Origin of the sequence: Mucilaginibacter sp. KACC 22773 (assembly GCF_028736215.1) — a bacterium.
Lineage (GTDB): Bacteria > Bacteroidota > Bacteroidia > Sphingobacteriales > Sphingobacteriaceae > Mucilaginibacter.
Window position 1 is genome coordinate 6,287,249 of record NZ_CP117883.1, and the last position, 17,600, is coordinate 6,304,848.

Here is a 17,600-nt window from a genome sequence, read left to right on the forward strand (position 1 = left end):
TGGCAAAATAGCCTGTTTAATCCGGCACATTATTTAGCTATCTTTAACAATAAAATTATTGCTGATGAAAAAAATCACGCTCATTGCCTTATTGTTGGTTGCTTTTTTAATGGGCTACGGCTTTAGTCAATTAACCCGCAAACCTATCCCCGGCCCAAGAGTAACAGCGCTCGGCGGAATATTCTTTAAGGCCAAAAACCCGGGGGCATTAAAGGCCTGGTACGAAAAAAACCTGGGTATGCGTATGGTAGGGAGTGGCACCAACTTTGAATGGCACCAGGGTATAGACAGTACCAAAAAAGGCTTTACCTTATGGGCGCCGTTTAAGGAAACCACCAAATATTTTCAACCCTCGGAAAAGCAATTCATGATCAATTACCGGGTAGAACAGCTGGATGCGTTGCTTATCAAGCTGAAAGCCTCCGGCATCTTACCTACAGATTCGGTAGAAAGGGTCAGTTATGGCAATTTTGTTCATCTAATGGACCCGGAAGGTAATAAGATTGAACTTTGGGAACCCAATGACGTGGAATATGCCAGGATGGGTACAATTACTACCAAATAGCTATTCGTGTCGTTAAAAACAAGAAATTAGAGTCGGTTGAAGATTTGATTATTTACGGGTCCTGCGTTTTTTGTTTATCCCAGCGCTTACCTTCATAAAGTACCACACTGCCATTAAACAACTCAACATCCCTGGGCGCAACCCACTCCTCAACCCGCCTTACCATACCATAAGGCGATGTTGTGCGCAGCACCCGCCGTTTTTGCCCGCTGGTGGTTACTTGAGCCGGATACCTTTTGAGAAAAAATCACCCATTTAATTTTGTTCTGTTAATTTTATCGTTCCATATGAAAACAGCACAAAAACCAATTCATTCAGGATTTAATGCCAACAGCACAGCGGCCGAAGTTGCCGCAGGTCATAATTTAACCGGCAAAATAGCTTTAGTAACCGGCGGAAATTCCGGGATAGGTTATGAAACGGTAAAAACATTGGCTGATATAGGGGCGCATGTTGTTGTTGGCGCCAGGGATGCGGAAAAATCAAAAGAACGCCTTGCCGGGCTTAAAAATGTATCCTTCATCCCCCTTGACCTGGCCGATCCAGCTTCTGTAGACGCCTTTGCCGAACGCTTCCTGGCTGAATATAACAGCCTGCATTTACTCATTAACAATGCGGGGTTGTACCGGCCGCCACAATTCCTCACAGACAGGCGGGGCTACGAACTCCAGTTTGGTGTAAACTACCTGGGCCACTTTCAACTTACCGGGCGGCTATGGCCGGCCTTAAAAAATGCCGGCGGCGCGCGGGTTGTTGCACTATCTTCCATAGGCCACCGGTATATGGGCCTGCAACTGGATGACCCAAACTTTAAAAAAAGTCCTTTTGATAAATCGAAAGCTTACGGGCAGTCAAAAACTGCCACCTCACTTTTTGCCGTTGAACTTGACAGGCTTGGGCAGCAACATAATATAAGGGCATTTGCAGTACACCCCGGCGCCATACTTACCGATGCCTTCCGCTATATGACGGACGAAGAAATACAAGCCTGGGCTCAGCGGGTAAAAGGTATTAAAACCACGCAGCAGGGTGCTGCTACTTCCATCTGGTGTGCTCTAAGTCATCAGCTTGATGGCATAGGAGGCGTTTATTGCGAGGATTGCGATATCGCAGAACTGGTGTCCGACGATTTACAGGCAGGTTACGGCGTGCGTTCCTTCGCCATCAATCCGGACCAGGCGGTTGCCTTATGGCGGTTCAGCGAGAAGGTTACCGGCGTCATTTACGGTTGATGATCCCCTCACTGCCCGTATGGGTAATGGAAAAAAGGTTGATGATCCCGATACAGGTATGTTGAATTATTATTATTTTTGATTTATGGAAACTTTAATTGTACATCCTAAAGATCAGAAGCAGTTAATAGCGATTAAAGCGTTTTTGAGGGCATTGGATGTCTCTTTCAAAAAAGAGCCCGCAAGCCCTTATAATCCTGATTTTGTCGCAAAAATTAAAAGAGGCGAGAAAGCGTCTAAAGCTGGCAAAGGAGTGAAGGTTGATGTTGAGAATCTATGGAAATAGAACTTTACGGGGATGCTGTTAAGGATTTTATATTTTTGGAAGAAGTCGGGAAATATAGCTGTACAAAAAAAAATTCAGCAACTCTTTGCTGCAACAATAGCAAATCCATTTGAAGGAATTGGCAAACCAGAGGCATTGAAATATGATCTTTCCGGAAAGTGGTCGAGAAGAATTAATGAAGAACATCGCATGATTTACGATGTTCAGGACGAGGTAATAAAGGTTTATTCATTAAGAGGCCACTATTTATAACCCAAGGCCCAATGGTACATTTTACCTATAACCTCGTTAAATTTCCAATCCCAAACCTAAACGCCTACGGCTTTAAATACGTGGATTGTACCTGCCGGATAGCTTGCAACGGTAAGCGCGTCAAGGTCGGGCTTTAAATTGGGCACCGTAACTCTAAGCGTTTTTTGTTGAAAATGAGCCGCTTTTAAAGAGTTTTCAGTATCATCTACAAGTATTTTCAGCAATTCATTAGTTTCGGATAATGCTACAACAGACTGGCCGACAACCAGCTTTTCGCCCAGGTTTAACATCTTTTTCGCTTCCTGGTTAACAAACAGAATTTCCTGATTTTCGCTGATACCAATCACGGCGCCGGGCATTTCTTCTGCCAGTGTTTTTAGTCGCAATTCGGTCGCTATAAGTTTGCTAAGGCTTGCATTCTCCTGTTCGCCCAATTTGGCTGCCATGGCATTAAAAGCTTCGGCCAGGCGGGCAAATTCATCGCTGGTTTTAAAATGCAGCCGGGTATTATAATTTTTTATACTAATTTGCTCCAAACCATCTGCCAGTTCCTCTAACGGGTTGAGTATAAACCCCGGGAAATTGACAATTAAAATAAAAAGGATCAAAAAGGTAATAAACACCATACCACCGAGGTATAGCGTAGACTTATTGACGGTGGAATGCGTGTAATTATTTTTAAGCTCGATAGCATGCATGTTTAAACCCTCTATATCTTTCAGTTGCAGGCGCGCATCCCGCTCGGCAAGTTGTTGCTGATTCAAAGGCAGCGAGGGGGTGCTTAACAAAACAAAGGCTTTGCGCAACTGGGCTGTCGCCGCGCTTTCGCCGGGTTCGGTAATATTGTTTTCTTGTTTTTTTAGCGCCTGGTTAAATGTTTCGGCTACGCCAGATTTCAGCGGCAAGTCGTTTTCATCCAAAACCGATCGCATTTGACGGGTATACGTTAAGGTAGCGTAGTTGTTTTTTAAAGTAATGCTGGCGGTTTCGGATATTACTTTAATGTAGTAGATAGACACAATGCCAAAAACAACCACAACAACAAACAAGAGGCCAAATCCTAACAAGAGCTTTTTTTTGATTTTCATAACTATACAATACGTTAAAATGTAATAGTACCTTGAACAGGAGGAAGACTGTGCGTAAAGATAATTAAAAATCTATCTGGATTATAAGGTTTTTGGAGCAAGAAATATAATTTGATTTTACTGAGCGCTTCTATCGGAACAATGAAAAATCCCATCACTACCTTTTCCGTGTTGTATTACCTTTTTCCATATTATATTACCTTTCTGTTAAATAATGCTCAACGGGTAAAATTCCCGTTTTGGTGGTTTAACTTTGCGGCGGTTACCAGGTGAAAAAGGTATACCGCTGCGTAGGGCGCCGGACGGCGGCATATGAAAGGTTCGAGCCCTTTCCCTACATCTCACAAAGAATTAAGTGCCGGAAATTAAGCGTTATTTTTGCGGAGCGGGTGTTTGAGCTGTTTACAGCAGACATTGATGAGATGAATACCCGCCGGCCACATTAGCCTGTAAAACCTTTTTTATGAACAATATAAATTATCTTGAAGTAAGTTTAGCGGTGCTTGCAGTGGTTGTGTTGGTGGTTTGGCTGGTGCGCCGCAACATCAGGGACGAGAAGAAGTTTGAAAAAGACATGATCCGATCGGAAATGAAACCCGACACCGAAGAGCAGGATGAGCGGGGCGATCCGTTGGTTTAATATTAAGTTGAAAGTACTAAGTCTTGAGCTCTAAGTCGGATTTGCTTTTTTGACTTAGAGCTTAAGACTTTCGACTAAAGACTAACAGTAGCATCAGATTAAATTTTACATTTAGGTATGCAGAGAAGAGCAGCATTAAAAAACATTGGCGGCCTGTTGCTGGTACCGTCTATTGGGCTAAGCCAGGGTATCGACCCTAAAAGGCGCGCGTTAAGGGTAGCACATGTTACCGATATACACCTGAAAGACAAGTTTGGCGCTCCGGCCAAATTTGTGAAATGCCTGCACCATGTACAGCAGCAAAAACCCGACCTTGTACTGAACGGCGGCGATATTGTTTTTGACATGAACAAGGAAAACCTGGCCACTATTAACACCCAATGGCAGCTGATGAAAGACATCCTAAAAGCCGAAACCAGCATACCCACCCATTTTTGCCTGGGCAACCATGATATTTGGTGGAACGAGGATAATAAAAGCCAGGCGGTTTACGGCAAACAATACAGCATGGACCAGCTACAGCTGGCCAGGCCATATAACAGTTTTATACAGAGCGGATGGAAGTTTATTTTGCTTGATAGTGTTCACCTTGATGTTGATGGTACCTGGTACATTGGCAAACTGGGCGACGAGCAGTTTGCCTGGCTTGAAAACGAACTGAAAACTACAGATGCGGCCATGCCGGTACTCATCATGTCGCACATACCCATCCTGAGTGCTACGGTGCTGATAGCCGATAACATTATTAACAAGTGGGAAATACTGGGCGGCGATATGCATACCGACAGCACGCGAATTATTAACCTGTTTGCTCAATATCCCAACGTAAAGCTGTGCCTGGCCGGGCACATCCACCTGCGCGACAAGGTGGTGTACAACAACGTTACCTATATTTGCAACGGTGCCGTAAGCGGCGCCTGGTGGGAAGGCAACCTGCGCCAAACCGCCCCCGGCTACGGCCTTATCGACCTGTACAGCGACGGCACTTTTGAGGAGCAATATGTGAATTACCTTTGATAGTTGTACTTGCGCAAGGGGAAAGGGGAAACATATTGCAGCTCACAATTATTTTCAGGTGGTATACTCCCAAACGTTTAAAACAGGCAGAACTCTACCTGATCACTTCCCAGTTTTTGACATAATACCTGCTGCCTTTGAAAGCACCGGTTTTTTTTACCCCACCCTTACCATGCTGATAGCTCAAACTAAGGTTATTATATTTTCCTTTTTCAAAGTCGAAGGTTACCCCATCATCTTCGAATAAGGAGAAAGGTTTCGGTTCATCGCCATACACATAGCAGGTAAGTTCGAAACGGGTTTCCGGGTTTATGTATTCTACCGGCTTAGCCAGAGGCAAAATAGTACCCTCTTTCACAAATATCGGCAGCTCGGTATAACTGGTTTTTATGATATATTCTTGTCCTCCCGGATATTTTTTACGGGTATTGAAATCGTACCAGTTGCCTGCAGGAAGGTAAACTTTGCGTTCATCGCTATTTTCGGTAAGCGGAGCAGCCAAAATTCCCTGGCCTATCATATATTCATCATCGATATTGAAAACTTTCGGGTCAGTTGGATAATCAACAACCAGGGCCCTGAAGGGCGGAATGCCCTTTGAATGGTAATCGGCAAATGCGCTATACAAATAAGGAACCAGGCTCATCCTGAAATTAAGAAGTTTACGCACATCGGCCTCTACAGCTTTCGCGTTCTCCATAAACTCGTTTTTATTGTTTTTATCTCTGTTGATTTGCAGCCAGGGCGGATTTTGCAGATACCAGGAATTGTATAGTGTTTGAGCCGATAGTACCGCTGTTTGACTGCGGCGCATCAGGTCGGCAACAGATTTGGATTCCCTGACCTCGGGCGACCAGATCAATCCTGAAAATCCGGAATTACTGATCATCTGGATATATTCATGGTGATCATACGTATCGCTGTAAAGCGACGCAGGATAAGAGGAAGCAAATGCATTAGAGGCCCGCACATCCAGGAAAGTTCGGATGTTAAGTTCTTTATAAATATTATAAACTGTTTTTTGGTAAACAACACCAAAAACCTGGTGCATTTGCTCGCCGTTAATTCCTGAAGGAAAACGACTATGTTCCGGAAAACTCCAGGTAGCATTCCCCGTGGTGAGGTTGGAGTTATCGCATTCATCCATTTTAAAACCGGAGATACCTTTGAGCACAAAGGTATCTTTATGATAGTCGGCAAATAATTTACCGGCCGAAGGGTCAACAAAATCCGGTACAAGGCCGTTCCAAACCAGGTAATCTCCCGATTTAATTTTAAGGGGTACATAAAGCGGCGATTTAGGATTTACGAACGCATGTTCCCACAAGTTGATGTGAAACCCTTTAGTCTTCATAGTATCTATGAACTTGTCATGATCAGGAAAAAAATCTTTATTCCACACGTATGAGCAGGAATAGGCGGTTGTTTGCCATTTCGGTTCCAGGCCAAGTACATCACACGGAATTTGGTTATCCCTAAAATAAGAAGCCATCTTGCCTACCTGTTGCTGGTTAAAGTCGGCCTTTACGCGGTATTTAACGCCAAGGCCCCACATAGCCGGCAAGGCCCCGCCGCCCGAAAATAAATTATAACGCTGTAAAACATTAATTAAGTCTGGGCCTTCAAATATATAAACCTCAACGCCCTGCACACCCGGAACATCTACCGCCACATAGCCCGACGCTGGACGATCATTTTTATACAACTCTTCAACAGAGTTACCGCTTTTACCATCATTTACATGAACCGCACCCGTATTTTTGGCGGTGCTGCCGCAGTAAAATGTAGTGTAATGCGAAGTATTCACCAGGATGCCATAACCTTTGTTCGATACATAAAATGGCATAGGGGCGTGGCTATATCCCAGGTCATGTGAAGGGTTATCATTTACTATAGGTTTTTTCCGAAGGCCTTTTTGATTGAAAGACCCCATTTGCAGGCCGAATCCATAAAGCTGTTCTTCATTGTCTAAAGGTATCTCTATAACCGCCCCGCGATCAGAAACATTGATCTTAATGTCGTTAACATTGAAGGGCAGTTTGGCTTCAGGCAATCTGCTCATCTCTGCTACCACGGGTTTTTCACTACAAAAGCTGTAAGGCGAAAACTTTTCCGGCAGGCCCGATGTGAGTTTTTTTACACCAGGTGCCACCGTTGCAACCTGTGGAGGTTGTTGTGCGATAGCAAAAAAGGAAATGTTGTGAAGAAGTACAAACAAAAGCGCGAATCGGGTGGTAAGTTTCATAAACAAATATACAATCAAGCTTTCGTATCTCTCAATAATACAATGATGCATTAAAGTTCGGCAAATGCTGTACATTGAAAATATTCTACCGGAAATATTATCGAAAATTGTTTTAAGGGCTTGTATTTCTCAAATATAGTTGTGTACATTTGTAGTGCACTATCTAACTATAGCACCTATTATGATAGAGATTAAAGAACTGCATTTCGGGTACCAAAAAAACAAGCCGCTTTTTAGCGGACTAAACCTTTCCTTGAGCAAAGGCCATATTTACGGCCTGCTTGGCAAAAACGGGGCAGGCAAATCAACCCTGCTCAAAAACATGGTAGGCCTTACCTACCCGGCAAAGGGCGCCTGTTACTATAACAACAAAAATGTTTTCGGCAGGCCGGTTTCTGTTTTGGAAGATGTTTACTTTTTGGCCGAAGAACTTTTTGTGCCCGATATTACACCCGCACAGTATGTTAAAAGCACCGCTGTGTTTTATCCCAAATTCAGCAAAGCCGATTTTTACCGGTACCTGGCCGCTTTGGATGTTGATATGGATGCCGTAATGGATAAGCAAAGCTACGGCCAGCAAAAAAAGGCCATGATCGCTTTCGGGCTTGCCACCAATACAGGTTTGATGATCATGGATGAGCCTACCAACGGATTAGATATTCCGTCCAAAGTGCAGTTCCGCAAGCTGATAGCGTCGGTATTAACCGAAGACAGGTGCATTGTAATATCTACCCACCAGGTACGCGACCTTGACAGCCTGATTGATACTCTGCTCATTTTACATAAAGGCGAAATAGTGGTTAATCAATCAATGGATGAAGTAGCCGAAAAAATAACCTTTGGCAGCTATGCCGATACCGAAGGCTTGCCGGTGCTGTATGAAGAAAAAGGCCAGCGCGGCAAAAACGTTATTATTCAAAACAGCACCGGCGAGTATAGTAAAGTTGATCTTGAACTGCTGTTTAACGCCATTACAACCGGCAACCATCTTGTTTTACAAACACTAAAAGCTACAGCAGATGAACGAGATATTTAACCTGAAACGCTTTGGCCGGCTGTTTTATAAACATACAACCGAGCATTATAAAAGCTACCTGATGTCAATAACGGTGCTTACCTGCGTGCTGTTGCTGGGTGGCAGCTTCCTGGTATTTTTGATGGATGTGCGCATGGAGCTACCGCTGCAGCTTTTGCTATTGGGCTGGGTTATACTGTTCACCGGCACCATATTTACCAGCACCATATTTACTGACCTAGGCGACGATAAAAAAGCGCTGGGCGCATTAACCCTGCCAAGTACCCATTTTGAAAAATACCTGGTGGCCTGGCTATACTCGTTCGTAGTATTTTTGGTGGTATCAATAGGCTGTTTTTACCTGGTAATGCTATTTTTATTACATGCTAAACATTTTCCAGGGCCGCCGCTTGAAATATTCAGCCTTTTTTACCGCATACTTGGTTTTGGTGGTAACGTGTTGTTCATCATCCTTATTTTGTATTCGCTGTTTCATTCTATCGCCTTTTTGGGGGCTATCTGCTTCAAAAAACTTCATTTTGTTAAAACCGCGCTGATTTTTTTTATCGTGATAGCCATACTCATCACCCTTAACAACGTAGCTATGCATTATATGATACATCGCGATATTATCCAGGTAGTGCCATTTACATCGGTAGGTTTTATGGAAAAAGGGAAGTACTTTGCCGTAAACCCCGAAGATTTTGTTTGGACGGGCCAATTGGTATATATCATTGTGGCATTTATTTTATGGACGGCTGCCTACTTTCGTCTTAAGGAAAAACAGGCGTAATGCATTATGGAATTTAAAGATAAGGATGCCATATACCTGCAGATAGCAGCTTATGTGAGCGAAAATATATTATTAGGCAAATGGCTGCCTGAAGAAAAGATCCCTTCCACGCGCGATATGGCAGTTGAGCTCGAAGTAAACCCAAACACAGTTATCCGGGCGTACGAGTTTTTGCAATCGCAGGAGGTAGTGATCAATAAACGCGGGCTGGGCTTGTTCGTGGCACCGGATGGGCCGCAAAAGGTGAAGGCCTATCGCAAACAGCGTTTTATTCAGCAACAATTGCCCGATTTTTTCAGGAATATATACCTGTTAGACATCGACATCAAAGACCTGGAGAACATGTACAAGGAATACACGGCCGGCTTAACCCAGCCTAAAGCAGACGAAAACAAATGAAAACGAGTACAAAAATATTTATAGCCGCTTTAGTATTCCTGGTGCTATGCATCGGGGGATACGACCTGTTGCTGAAAAAAGAATTTTTAACCGGCCGGTACAAAAACTATTATTCGCACTTTACCCCGCTGCCATACAAGGATTTTGATGCCCTGGAAATAAATGCCGCGCATAAAGCCAGTGTCGAGGTAGTACAAGGTTCCTTTGGTGTAAAAGCCGATCCCAACATACTTGATTACGTACAATTTACCCAAAAGGGCAGGCTGTTGCAAATGAACATCAAATACAACACCAACCGGTTTTATAATGATGAAAATTACCGCATCATCATATCGTGCCCCAGCCTTTCAAGCTTAACCGCTAATGCCTTCATTGTTATCAATAAACAGCGCGTTATTGATACTACTACAAACGACAACTGGAATTATGGTAAAATAATGATTGATGGCTTTAAACAGGATAGCTTAATCATAAGCCAGGACTATGGCAGCCAGGTTGTACTGGCCAATAATAACATCGGCTTGTTAAACGCTACCGTTGGGCTAAGCCCTTTCAGCGGTTCGCACATTACTATTTTAAAAAACAACCGCTTTAATGTAGCCAAACTACAGCTACTCAACAAAAGCACCCTAAACCTTAACGAAGCTAAAATAAACCAGTTGGATTATCGCCCCGGCGATAGTACCCGCCTCATTATAAACGGGGCTGCCAAAAACAGCCTGCTACCCTATATCCACCTTAAACAATAGTAACTTATGAAATTACAAATCAATTCCCTTTCAAAAACTTACGCCAACGGGGTACATGCATTAAAGGATGTATCCCTCACTTTGAATAACGGTATGTTTGGTTTATTGGGCCCAAACGGCGCCGGTAAATCATCGCTGATGCGCACCATTGCAACCTTGCAGGAAGCCGATAAAGGCAGCGTTTTTTTAGATGACCTGGATGTACTTAAAAACAAAACCCAGGTAAGGCAGCTGCTTGGTTACCTGCCACAGGAGTTTGGCGTATACCCTAAAATATCTGCCGAGCGCATGCTTGACCACATTGCCCAGCTTAAAGGCATAGGTAATGCCGCCGAGCGCAAAAAACTGGTGGGCAGCCTGCTCGAAAATGTGAACCTATCTAAAGACCGCAAAAAACACCTGGGCACCTTCTCGGGCGGGATGAAACAGCGCTTTGGTATTGCCCAGGCCCTAATAGGCAACCCCAAACTCATTATTGTTGATGAACCTACCGCCGGGCTCGACCCTGCCGAGCGCAACCGCTTTTACAACCTGCTGAGCCAGCTGGGCGAGAATACTATTGTAATTTTAAGCACCCATATTGTAGAGGACGTGAGTACCCTTTGCGCCAACTTTGCTATTATTTGCCAGGGCGAAGTATTATACGCCGGCCAGCCCGATGCGGCCGTAACCGAACTGGAAGGCAAAATTTACAGCAAAGCGATCGACAAGGCCGATCTTGATTTTTACAAAGATGATTTTTCGGTCATCTCTACCCAATTGAAAACGGGGCAGCTGCACATTCGCATTATACAGGATACTGAACCGGGCAACGGCTTTATCGCCGCAATCCCAAATCTGGAGGATGTGTACTTTAGCAATATTGCCACCCGCGTAGATGTAAATACCATTTAACCCGCTTAAAAACAAAATATTATGTTTCGGAAAATATTCATTTTCGAGGTGCAAAACCGCCTCAGAAGGCCCGCGGTTTATCTTTATTTTGCCGCCATTCTTGCATTTACCATCACGACATTTGCTACCGGATCGTTACCCATGGGCGATAAGGAGCACATCAACGCGCCTTTTGTTTTGGCATTATGGTGCGCGGGTATTACCATGTTTATGATGCTGGTAAGCTCATCAATCATGGGCGAGCCGCTTTACCGGGATATTGAAAACAACACTAAAGATTATTATCTCACCTACCCCATTACCAAAGCAGGTTATTTTTGGGGCAGATACCTGGGCAGCTTTGTGTTTATGCTTTTTATAGCCAGCGCCATAATTATCGGGGCTTACATTGGTACAAAACTTGGCCCGGCCATGGGCTGGAAAGACCCTAAAGAATACGGCCCTAATAAGCTGATCTATTACCTGCATCCTTTTTTGGTGATGGCCCTGCCCAACCTGTTTTTTACCTCGTCGTTATTTTTTGGCCTGGTGGCGCTTACGCGGAATGTAAAGGTGATTTACACCGGTGGCATCCTGCTGTTTTTGGGTTATTTTATTTCTGTTTTCTTTCTGCAAAATACCAGTAATGCCACAGTAATTATCAATGCCGATCCCTTTGGTATTAGCGCCGTGCGCTTTATGTCGGCCATTACCACATCGGCTGATAAAAACACAATGCTGTTCCCGGTTACCGGCGCTTTTTTGGCCAACAGGTTGATATGGACAGGCGTTGGCCTTGCTATTTTGATATTTACCTACATACAATTCAGCTTCGAAAGGTTTTTTAGCGGCAAGCGCGATAAGGCGGCAATTGATGATGTGGTTTCAAAGACAAAACGGGCATTAGTATTAAAGGCCGATATCAGTTTTACCGGCTCCTACAACCGTAAAACCTTATTTAACCTTGCGCGGGTAGAACTCACCAACATCATCCGCGATAATTATTTCTGGATAATTTTACTGGCCGGAATGGGCTTCCTGGGTTTTGTATTCTGGCTGGGCATGAATGATTATGGGGTTGCCTATTTCCCGCGCACCGTAATTTTAATGGCCATATTTAACGATGTCTTCCCCTTTTTCATCTTCTTCATCATCATATTTTACACCGGCGAAACCCTGCACCGCGACAAAATTACGCGTTATGCATTCATTAACGATTCCTTACCGCCGCCAAACTGGGTGCTTAATGGTTCAAAACTCCTGGCTTTGCTGGTACTGGGTTTCGGCTTATCGTTGGTACCGCTGGTAACGGGCTTAGTTGTACAAACCATAAAAGGCTTCCATCAATATAACCTGTCGTTCTTTTTAATGTATGTGTTTACGGTAATTATGCCGCGTTTCCTGGAGATGGTGATTTTTGCTTATGTGGTACACGTTGTTATCAATAATAAGTTTGTGGCGCATGGTGTTGGGGTAGCTATTTGGGTGCTGGTTTTCTTTTTAAATACAACCGGGATATTCAATTACAACCTGCTCATTTACTCCTATACCCCGTGGTATGGCATATCAGATATGGATGGCATAGGCCACATGCAGGCGCCTGTTTACTGGTTTAACCTGTACTGGCTGTTATGTGGCGGGCTGCTTATTATTATAGCCGCTTTGTTTTATTTCCGTGGCGTTACCAGCTCATTTAAAGAGCGGCTGCAACTGGTGGGCCAACGGTTTGATACCAAAACAAAACTTTTTACCGTGGCTGTTGGCATAGCTTTTTTGGCTGTAGGCGCTTACAATTACTACAACATTAGCTACCTGAACAACTTTTTAACCCAGGGCGAAAACGAAGACAGGACTATTATTTACGAAAAATCTTTAAAAAAATACGCCGACCTGCCACTACCAAAGGTTACAGGGATAAAGCTATTTGCAGATATTTATCCTGATAAGCAGCAGGAAATTGTAAAAGCCTTTGTAACTGTTTTTAACCCTACTGATAAACCAATTGAAAGACTATTGTTAGATGGTGATGACGTTACCGGTTATAGTATAAAAATTGGCGGCAAGCCGGTGCCCTTTACCTATCCGCTGCTATACAAACGGGGTATGTTCAATTGGTTCAGGCCAAAACAGGATACGGCCGACTTTAGGTTATACCAGTTTGAAAAGCCTTTGGCCCCGGGCGATTCGGTGGTGTTCGAGGTTAATTCATGCATCGCACATAAAGGCTTCGAAAATGGTTTGTATGCCAAAAACCTGCTGCATAACGGTACATTTTTTAACGGCGGCCTGCCCGGCATGGGCTATGATGATGACGACGAGGAAAACAGCAACTACGTGCGCAAAAAAAATGGGCTGCCCGAGAAGCAAGAGGAAGAAATAGCGCAAAACGACCCGGTAGGCATCAGTACCCTTAAATCGGGCAAAGCTTCCGGTTTGCTAAACCTTGATATTACGGTAAGCACATCGGCCAATCAAACCGCCATAGCCCCCGGCAACCTGCAAAAACACTGGCAGCAAAATGGCCGCAACTATTACCACTACACCGGTAATAATTTTTATGCCCCGCTGGCTATCCTGTCGGCAAGGTATGCAAACCGGCATGATAGCGTACAGCTTAACCATAAGGTTAATGTTGATATTTACTACCACCCGGCGCATAATACCAATATCAACCGCATAATGGCGGCTTATAAAGATGGATTGCATTATTTTTCAAAGGCATTTGGCCCCTACCCTTTCAATGATATCCGCCTGGCCGAAACAAGTGATTTTGGCCCGCATGATGCCTCATTAAGTACGCTTGATACTTATGCCGAGCGATATGCCTGGAACGCCAATTTTGAAAACCCCAACCAGTTTGATTTTGTATATTTTAACACCAGCCGCCAGCTGGCACAACAATGGTGGCGCTACCAGGTTGCGCCAAACGCAACTGTAGGCTCATTGGTAATACCCGAAGGCCTTGCCAGTTATAGCGCCTTGCTTATGGCCGAGCAAAAGTATGGTAAAGACAATATGAAATGGATATTGTATGACCAGGTGAACTTTTACACCTTTATCAGGCACCGGATGGAAGATAAGGAACATCCCCTGATAAAGGCCGACAAGTGGTTTTTATGGGGCGGCAAGGCCGGCCTGGTATTGTACACCCTAAAAGATTTGATGGGCGAAGACAGCCTGAACAATGCACTGCGCGAATTTAAAAACGCCTATGCTTTTAAAAGCAAGCCACCTTACGCCGGCAGTACCGATTTGTACCGCTACCTGCAAAAGCATGTGCCCGATTCGTTACAATATTACTTAACCGATACCTGGCAAAAAATCACGCTTTACGATAATAAACTGATCGATTTAAAATCGGCGCCAACCGGCAACAAAAACGAATATAAGGTTACCCTAACCGTAAACGCAGGTAAAGTTTGGATTGATAGCAAAGGCAATGATATCGAGGCCAAAAACATGAACGATTATATAGATATCGGCGTGTTTGGGGCCAATACTACCAACAAAGAAGGCAGGTTGATAGTGAACCCGCTCTACCTAAAACGGCACAAGCTTACCGCCGGTAAGCACACCATAACCATGATTGTAAAAGGCAAACCCGTAAACGCAGGCATCGACCCCTACAACAAACTGATAGACCGTTTAATGGGCGATAATTCGAAGGATTTTTAATAACCGGCCAACGATTTACCCAGTGCACCAAAAACACCTCCTAAACCTTACCATCAAAAAGCTCATCGGCGAAGCAACCGCCGATGAGCTTTTAGCACTTGATAGCCTGGTAAAAAGCCATCCCGAAGATGCATTTTTTGTAAATACCATAACCGACTGGTTTAACACTGATAACGAGACAGACGATAGGCAGAGTGAGCTGTTATTTAAACGCGTCAAGGATAAAATAACCGATGAACCGTTAAAATAAAATGAATGCCTGACTAAAAAACAAAGAACCACAGTCGTTATTTTCAACGCAGAGAACCCAAATTGCACACATAGTGTAAAGTGCTTTACATTATGTGTGCAAAAACAGTAAAAACTTGCACATCAGACACTTTAGGGGTATTTTTAAATAAAAACAGGTTAACCGATTTTTAAAAGTTGTCTAAAAAAATAAAAACAGACCGCCATTGCGAAGTATTAAACAATCCCCGATATGCTAAGTTCCAAATAGTTCGGGATTGCTTCGTAACTCGCAATGGCGTATGCGTGCTTCATTAAAAGTATAAGACAACGTTTAAATCATAAAAAAAACAGCCATGAATTTATTTAATCAAAATGATCCTGATGAGCTGAACGACGATGCTGACAGCGCCTTGCCTGAAAGCGAATTTACAGGCAACTCGTTTGATAACGATTTGCCCGACGGCCTAAAAAAGGATGAAGAAAGCGAGGGAGAGCAGCTTGGCTTTACTTCGTTGTTTGGTGGCAAAAACACCCCGATAGGTTAGGTTGAAATTTTCCCTGCGGGCTGCAAATTCAATACCCGTCATATAATATGATAGGCAATGTACTTTTGTGCCCGCTTAGTAAGTTTTCAGAAAGATTAAAGTTTCAACAAGGAACCGACAATAATATTGAGCTTTTGTTAGCCCCAGGTGATGCAAATACAGTCCGTTGTTAAAATTGCGCTGATAGGCTTACTGACAGCCGGTATGTCCTTTTCCTGCGGGCAACATCAAAGTAATAAAGCGTTTACGCTGTCTGCAGAAAACGGCAAAAACGACACCAGCCAAATTGCGCGGTTAGTTAAAAAAAGTTTATTGGTGCAGGCAACTAATGCTGATAGTGCTTTAATATATGCCGGCCAGGCCCTTGCTATTGCAAAAAACATCAATTATAAAACGGGCGAAGCAAATAGCTTAAACCGGATGGGCGTTGTGTTATGGAAAAATGGCAGGTATGACCGTGCACTTGAACTGTTATTGGGCGCTTTAAAAATAAGGGAAGAAAAAAAAGATCAGCCGGGCGAGCTGGCCTGCCTCAATAACATCGGCATTATCTATTCCGATCAAAATGATGATGAGAAAGCCCTTACCTATCACTTTAAGGCAAAAGCCATTGCCGAATCAACACATAACAACAAATTTTTAAGCACCATATTATCTAATATAGGCAACAGCTATATTAAATTGAATAAAGTGAACCTTGCCCTGGGGTACGAGATGCAGGCCTATGCGCTGCAGCAAAACCTGGGCGATCAGGGTTCTTTATCAAATACCTTATCAATATTGGGCGATATTCACTATAAAATGAACCACCGGTCGCTTGCAATTGAATACTACCGGCTAAGCTTAAACAATGCCGAGAAAAACAATGATCAGGGTAGTCTGGCAGATACTTACAACAGCCTGGCGGCCCTATATAATGATATAAACCAGCCAGATTCAAGCGCGTTTTATGCAAAAAAAGGGTTAGAAGCGGCGCAAAAAGCCCATTATCCTATCGCAATATTTACAGCAAGCAGTTTACTCACAAAAATATACCAGGCATCAAACGAGCACCTGGAATTGCTTTATTTAAAAACGGCAATGGCCGCGAAGGATAGCATGTTTAGCATCGAGAAAATTAAGCAGGTACAAACACTAAGCTTTAACGAGGCATTGCGGCAGCAGGAGATTTCTGAACAAAAAAGGCATGAAGCCGAAGAAAGGATCATCAATCTTCAATTAATAGGCATTGCCATATTTATCCCGGTTTTCTTTTTGGTGCTCCTTTTCCTTAGTAAGGGCCGTACACACCGTAGGGTCATTGAATTTATGAGCGTATTATCTCTGCTGCTTGTTTTTGAGTTTATCACCCTTTTTATCCATCCCTTTGTTCAACGCATCAGTAGCCATTTGCCTGTGCTTGAGTTAGCGATACTTGTAGCGCTTGCTGCGGTGCTGGTGCCCTTACATCACCGGCTTACCAACTGGCTTCGTTTAAAATTAGTACACGCCGAAGCGCACGTGCACCTGGCACAAGGAAAGCCCAACGAGCCGGCAAAAAGACCGGTATCCAGAAACCACCGCTCCTAGTAACATGTACCCTGGCATTAACTTCCTGCAAAGAAACCGATAGACCTGGCTTCCTGCTCCTTGCCGGCAAGGCCCTGTATAAAAAGCTGCCCATCCTCAATTTTAAACTGAAGGCTGCGTTCATCAAGCTTAAAACCATCTGCTTTTAAAATATCTTTTATCTTCTCAACAAGTTCCTTGCGATCAAACACTGGGCTCAACTTCAGTTGATCGTTTACAGGCTCCAATACAATGCCATCGGCCTTATACGAGAATATTTTTGATTCCATGGAATAAATATCGCAATTCCCGCGCCTCAAATGCTTTAATTAATGTCACGTTTTTATATAAATAATTAACCATCGTGCCCGTTTCTGGCGGTATATAGCCCATCCACGGGATAATAAAACTCCGGCTTCATCCGCTTGCCTGTACACCGGTTAAAAA

At 43.7% G+C, this 17,600-nt stretch carries 19 protein-coding genes; 15 read left to right on the top strand and 4 right to left on the bottom strand.

From position 1 onward, the window contains the following. The first annotated feature begins 64 nt into the window (after positions 1-64). Positions 65-565, top strand: coding sequence for a VOC family protein (locus PQ469_RS26065; protein WP_274210293.1), 501 nt, complete (start codon positions 65-67; stop codon positions 563-565). Positions 566-617: 52 nt separating this feature from the next. Here the strand turns inward: PQ469_RS26065 and PQ469_RS26070 are convergent, their stop codons facing one another. Continuing rightward, entirely contained in the window at positions 618-758 is a 141-nt protein-coding gene (locus PQ469_RS26070; protein WP_274210294.1) for a hypothetical protein, read from the bottom strand. A 94-nt stretch (positions 759-852) separates the two neighbouring features. Here PQ469_RS26070 and PQ469_RS26075 point away from each other — a divergent pair, with 94 nt between their 5' ends. The 3 genes from PQ469_RS26075 (at position 853) to PQ469_RS26085 (ending at position 2,335) form a co-directional block, all read left to right on the top strand. After that, complete coding sequence (locus PQ469_RS26075) at positions 853-1,797, top strand: SDR family NAD(P)-dependent oxidoreductase (RefSeq protein WP_274210295.1); 945 nt, start codon at positions 853-855, stop codon at positions 1,795-1,797. Positions 1,798-1,882: 85 nt separating this feature from the next. After that, positions 1,883-2,083 carry a DUF2683 family protein gene (locus PQ469_RS26080; protein ID WP_090641841.1) on the top strand — a complete coding sequence of 67 codons (201 nt, stop codon included), beginning with the start codon at positions 1,883-1,885 and terminating at the stop codon, positions 2,081-2,083. Between the two features lie 12 nt (positions 2,084-2,095). Next, entirely contained in the window at positions 2,096-2,335 is a 240-nt protein-coding gene (locus PQ469_RS26085) for a Txe/YoeB family addiction module toxin (RefSeq protein WP_274210296.1), read from the top strand. Between the two features lie 56 nt (positions 2,336-2,391). Here the strand turns inward: PQ469_RS26085 and PQ469_RS26090 are convergent, their stop codons facing one another. Then, positions 2,392-3,423 (bottom strand): HAMP domain-containing protein, encoded by a 1,032-nt coding sequence (locus tag PQ469_RS26090; RefSeq protein ID WP_274210297.1) that lies wholly within the window; start codon positions 3,421-3,423, stop codon positions 2,392-2,394. Between the two features lie 463 nt (positions 3,424-3,886). On the opposite strand from PQ469_RS26090, the gene PQ469_RS26095 reads away from it, so the two are divergent. Continuing rightward, entirely contained in the window at positions 3,887-4,063 is a 177-nt protein-coding gene (locus PQ469_RS26095; RefSeq protein ID WP_274210298.1) for a hypothetical protein, read from the top strand. Between the two features lie 117 nt (positions 4,064-4,180). Then, complete coding sequence (locus PQ469_RS26100) at positions 4,181-5,080, top strand: metallophosphoesterase family protein (protein WP_274210299.1); 900 nt, start codon at positions 4,181-4,183, stop codon at positions 5,078-5,080. 94 nt (positions 5,081-5,174) lie between these two features. Here PQ469_RS26100 and PQ469_RS26105 read toward each other — a convergent pair whose 3' ends face one another. Then, positions 5,175-7,325, bottom strand: coding sequence for a glycoside hydrolase family 31 protein (locus PQ469_RS26105; RefSeq protein ID WP_274210300.1), 2,151 nt, complete (start codon positions 7,323-7,325; stop codon positions 5,175-5,177). Between the two features lie 181 nt (positions 7,326-7,506). On the opposite strand from PQ469_RS26105, the gene PQ469_RS26110 reads away from it, so the two are divergent. The 9 genes from PQ469_RS26110 (at position 7,507) to PQ469_RS26150 (ending at position 17,174) form a co-directional block, all read left to right on the top strand. Further along, the gene (locus tag PQ469_RS26110) at positions 7,507-8,361 is read left to right on the top strand and encodes an ABC transporter ATP-binding protein (RefSeq protein WP_274210301.1); all 855 of its coding nucleotides are present in this window, start codon (positions 7,507-7,509) and stop codon (positions 8,359-8,361) included. Beyond that, positions 8,345-9,133: a hypothetical protein gene (locus tag PQ469_RS26115; RefSeq protein WP_090641829.1), complete on the top strand. Its 789-nt coding sequence runs from the start codon at positions 8,345-8,347 to the stop codon at positions 9,131-9,133. The genes PQ469_RS26110 and PQ469_RS26115 overlap by 17 nt, the downstream gene beginning before the upstream one ends. Positions 9,134-9,139: 6 nt before the next feature. Beyond that, positions 9,140-9,532: a GntR family transcriptional regulator gene (locus PQ469_RS26120; RefSeq protein ID WP_274210302.1), complete on the top strand. Its 393-nt coding sequence runs from the start codon at positions 9,140-9,142 to the stop codon at positions 9,530-9,532. After that, on the top strand, positions 9,529-10,281 hold the full coding sequence (locus PQ469_RS26125) for a head GIN domain-containing protein (RefSeq protein WP_274210303.1): 753 nt from the start codon (positions 9,529-9,531) through the stop codon (positions 10,279-10,281). Before PQ469_RS26120 ends, PQ469_RS26125 begins: the two co-directional genes overlap by 4 nt. Before the next feature lie 6 nt (positions 10,282-10,287). After that, positions 10,288-11,175: an ABC transporter ATP-binding protein gene (locus PQ469_RS26130; RefSeq protein WP_274210304.1), complete on the top strand. Its 888-nt coding sequence runs from the start codon at positions 10,288-10,290 to the stop codon at positions 11,173-11,175. 21 nt (positions 11,176-11,196) lie between these two features. Next, complete coding sequence (locus tag PQ469_RS26135; protein WP_274210305.1) at positions 11,197-14,829, top strand: ABC transporter permease/M1 family aminopeptidase; 3,633 nt, start codon at positions 11,197-11,199, stop codon at positions 14,827-14,829. A 22-nt stretch (positions 14,830-14,851) separates the two neighbouring features. Further along, positions 14,852-15,079 carry a hypothetical protein gene (locus PQ469_RS26140; protein ID WP_274210306.1) on the top strand — a complete coding sequence of 76 codons (228 nt, stop codon included), beginning with the start codon at positions 14,852-14,854 and terminating at the stop codon, positions 15,077-15,079. A 334-nt stretch (positions 15,080-15,413) separates the two neighbouring features. Beyond that, positions 15,414-15,605, top strand: a complete 192-nt coding sequence (locus tag PQ469_RS26145) for a hypothetical protein (RefSeq protein WP_274210307.1) — start codon at positions 15,414-15,416, stop codon at positions 15,603-15,605. 150 nt (positions 15,606-15,755) lie between these two features. Next, entirely contained in the window at positions 15,756-17,174 is a 1,419-nt protein-coding gene (locus PQ469_RS26150; RefSeq protein ID WP_274210308.1) for a tetratricopeptide repeat protein, read from the top strand. Between the two features lie 17 nt (positions 17,175-17,191). Here PQ469_RS26150 and PQ469_RS26155 read toward each other — a convergent pair whose 3' ends face one another. Continuing rightward, the gene (locus PQ469_RS26155; RefSeq protein ID WP_090641807.1) at positions 17,192-17,443 is read right to left on the bottom strand and encodes a hypothetical protein; all 252 of its coding nucleotides are present in this window, start codon (positions 17,441-17,443) and stop codon (positions 17,192-17,194) included. Between the last annotated feature and the right edge of the window lie 157 nt (positions 17,444-17,600).

What these genes read in the sequence shown, in the direction of transcription:
- PQ469_RS26130 (WP_274210304.1), top strand. Translation starts at nt 10,288, where the DNA reads ATGAAATTACAAATCAATTCCCTTTCAAAAACTTACGCCAACGGGGTA.
- PQ469_RS26105 (WP_274210300.1), bottom strand. Translation starts at nt 7,325, where the DNA reads ATGAAACTTACCACCCGATTCGCGCTTTTGTTTGTACTTCTTCACAAC.
- PQ469_RS26145 (WP_274210307.1), top strand. Translation starts at nt 15,414, where the DNA reads ATGAATTTATTTAATCAAAATGATCCTGATGAGCTGAACGACGATGCT.
- PQ469_RS26080 (WP_090641841.1), top strand. Translation starts at nt 1,883, where the DNA reads ATGGAAACTTTAATTGTACATCCTAAAGATCAGAAGCAGTTAATAGCG.
- PQ469_RS26150 (WP_274210308.1), top strand. Translation starts at nt 15,756, where the DNA reads ATGCAAATACAGTCCGTTGTTAAAATTGCGCTGATAGGCTTACTGACA.
- PQ469_RS26095 (WP_274210298.1), top strand. Translation starts at nt 3,887, where the DNA reads ATGAACAATATAAATTATCTTGAAGTAAGTTTAGCGGTGCTTGCAGTG.
- PQ469_RS26125 (WP_274210303.1), top strand. Translation starts at nt 9,529, where the DNA reads ATGAAAACGAGTACAAAAATATTTATAGCCGCTTTAGTATTCCTGGTG.
- PQ469_RS26085 (WP_274210296.1), top strand. Translation starts at nt 2,096, where the DNA reads ATGCTGTTAAGGATTTTATATTTTTGGAAGAAGTCGGGAAATATAGCT.
- PQ469_RS26090 (WP_274210297.1), bottom strand. Translation starts at nt 3,423, where the DNA reads ATGAAAATCAAAAAAAAGCTCTTGTTAGGATTTGGCCTCTTGTTTGTT.
- PQ469_RS26155 (WP_090641807.1), bottom strand. Translation starts at nt 17,443, where the DNA reads ATGGAATCAAAAATATTCTCGTATAAGGCCGATGGCATTGTATTGGAG.
- PQ469_RS26120 (WP_274210302.1), top strand. Translation starts at nt 9,140, where the DNA reads ATGGAATTTAAAGATAAGGATGCCATATACCTGCAGATAGCAGCTTAT.
- PQ469_RS26075 (WP_274210295.1), top strand. Translation starts at nt 853, where the DNA reads ATGAAAACAGCACAAAAACCAATTCATTCAGGATTTAATGCCAACAGC.
- PQ469_RS26115 (WP_090641829.1), top strand. Translation starts at nt 8,345, where the DNA reads ATGAACGAGATATTTAACCTGAAACGCTTTGGCCGGCTGTTTTATAAA.
- PQ469_RS26100 (WP_274210299.1), top strand. Translation starts at nt 4,181, where the DNA reads ATGCAGAGAAGAGCAGCATTAAAAAACATTGGCGGCCTGTTGCTGGTA.
- PQ469_RS26065 (WP_274210293.1), top strand. Translation starts at nt 65, where the DNA reads ATGAAAAAAATCACGCTCATTGCCTTATTGTTGGTTGCTTTTTTAATG.
- PQ469_RS26135 (WP_274210305.1), top strand. Translation starts at nt 11,197, where the DNA reads ATGTTTCGGAAAATATTCATTTTCGAGGTGCAAAACCGCCTCAGAAGG.
- PQ469_RS26110 (WP_274210301.1), top strand. Translation starts at nt 7,507, where the DNA reads ATGATAGAGATTAAAGAACTGCATTTCGGGTACCAAAAAAACAAGCCG.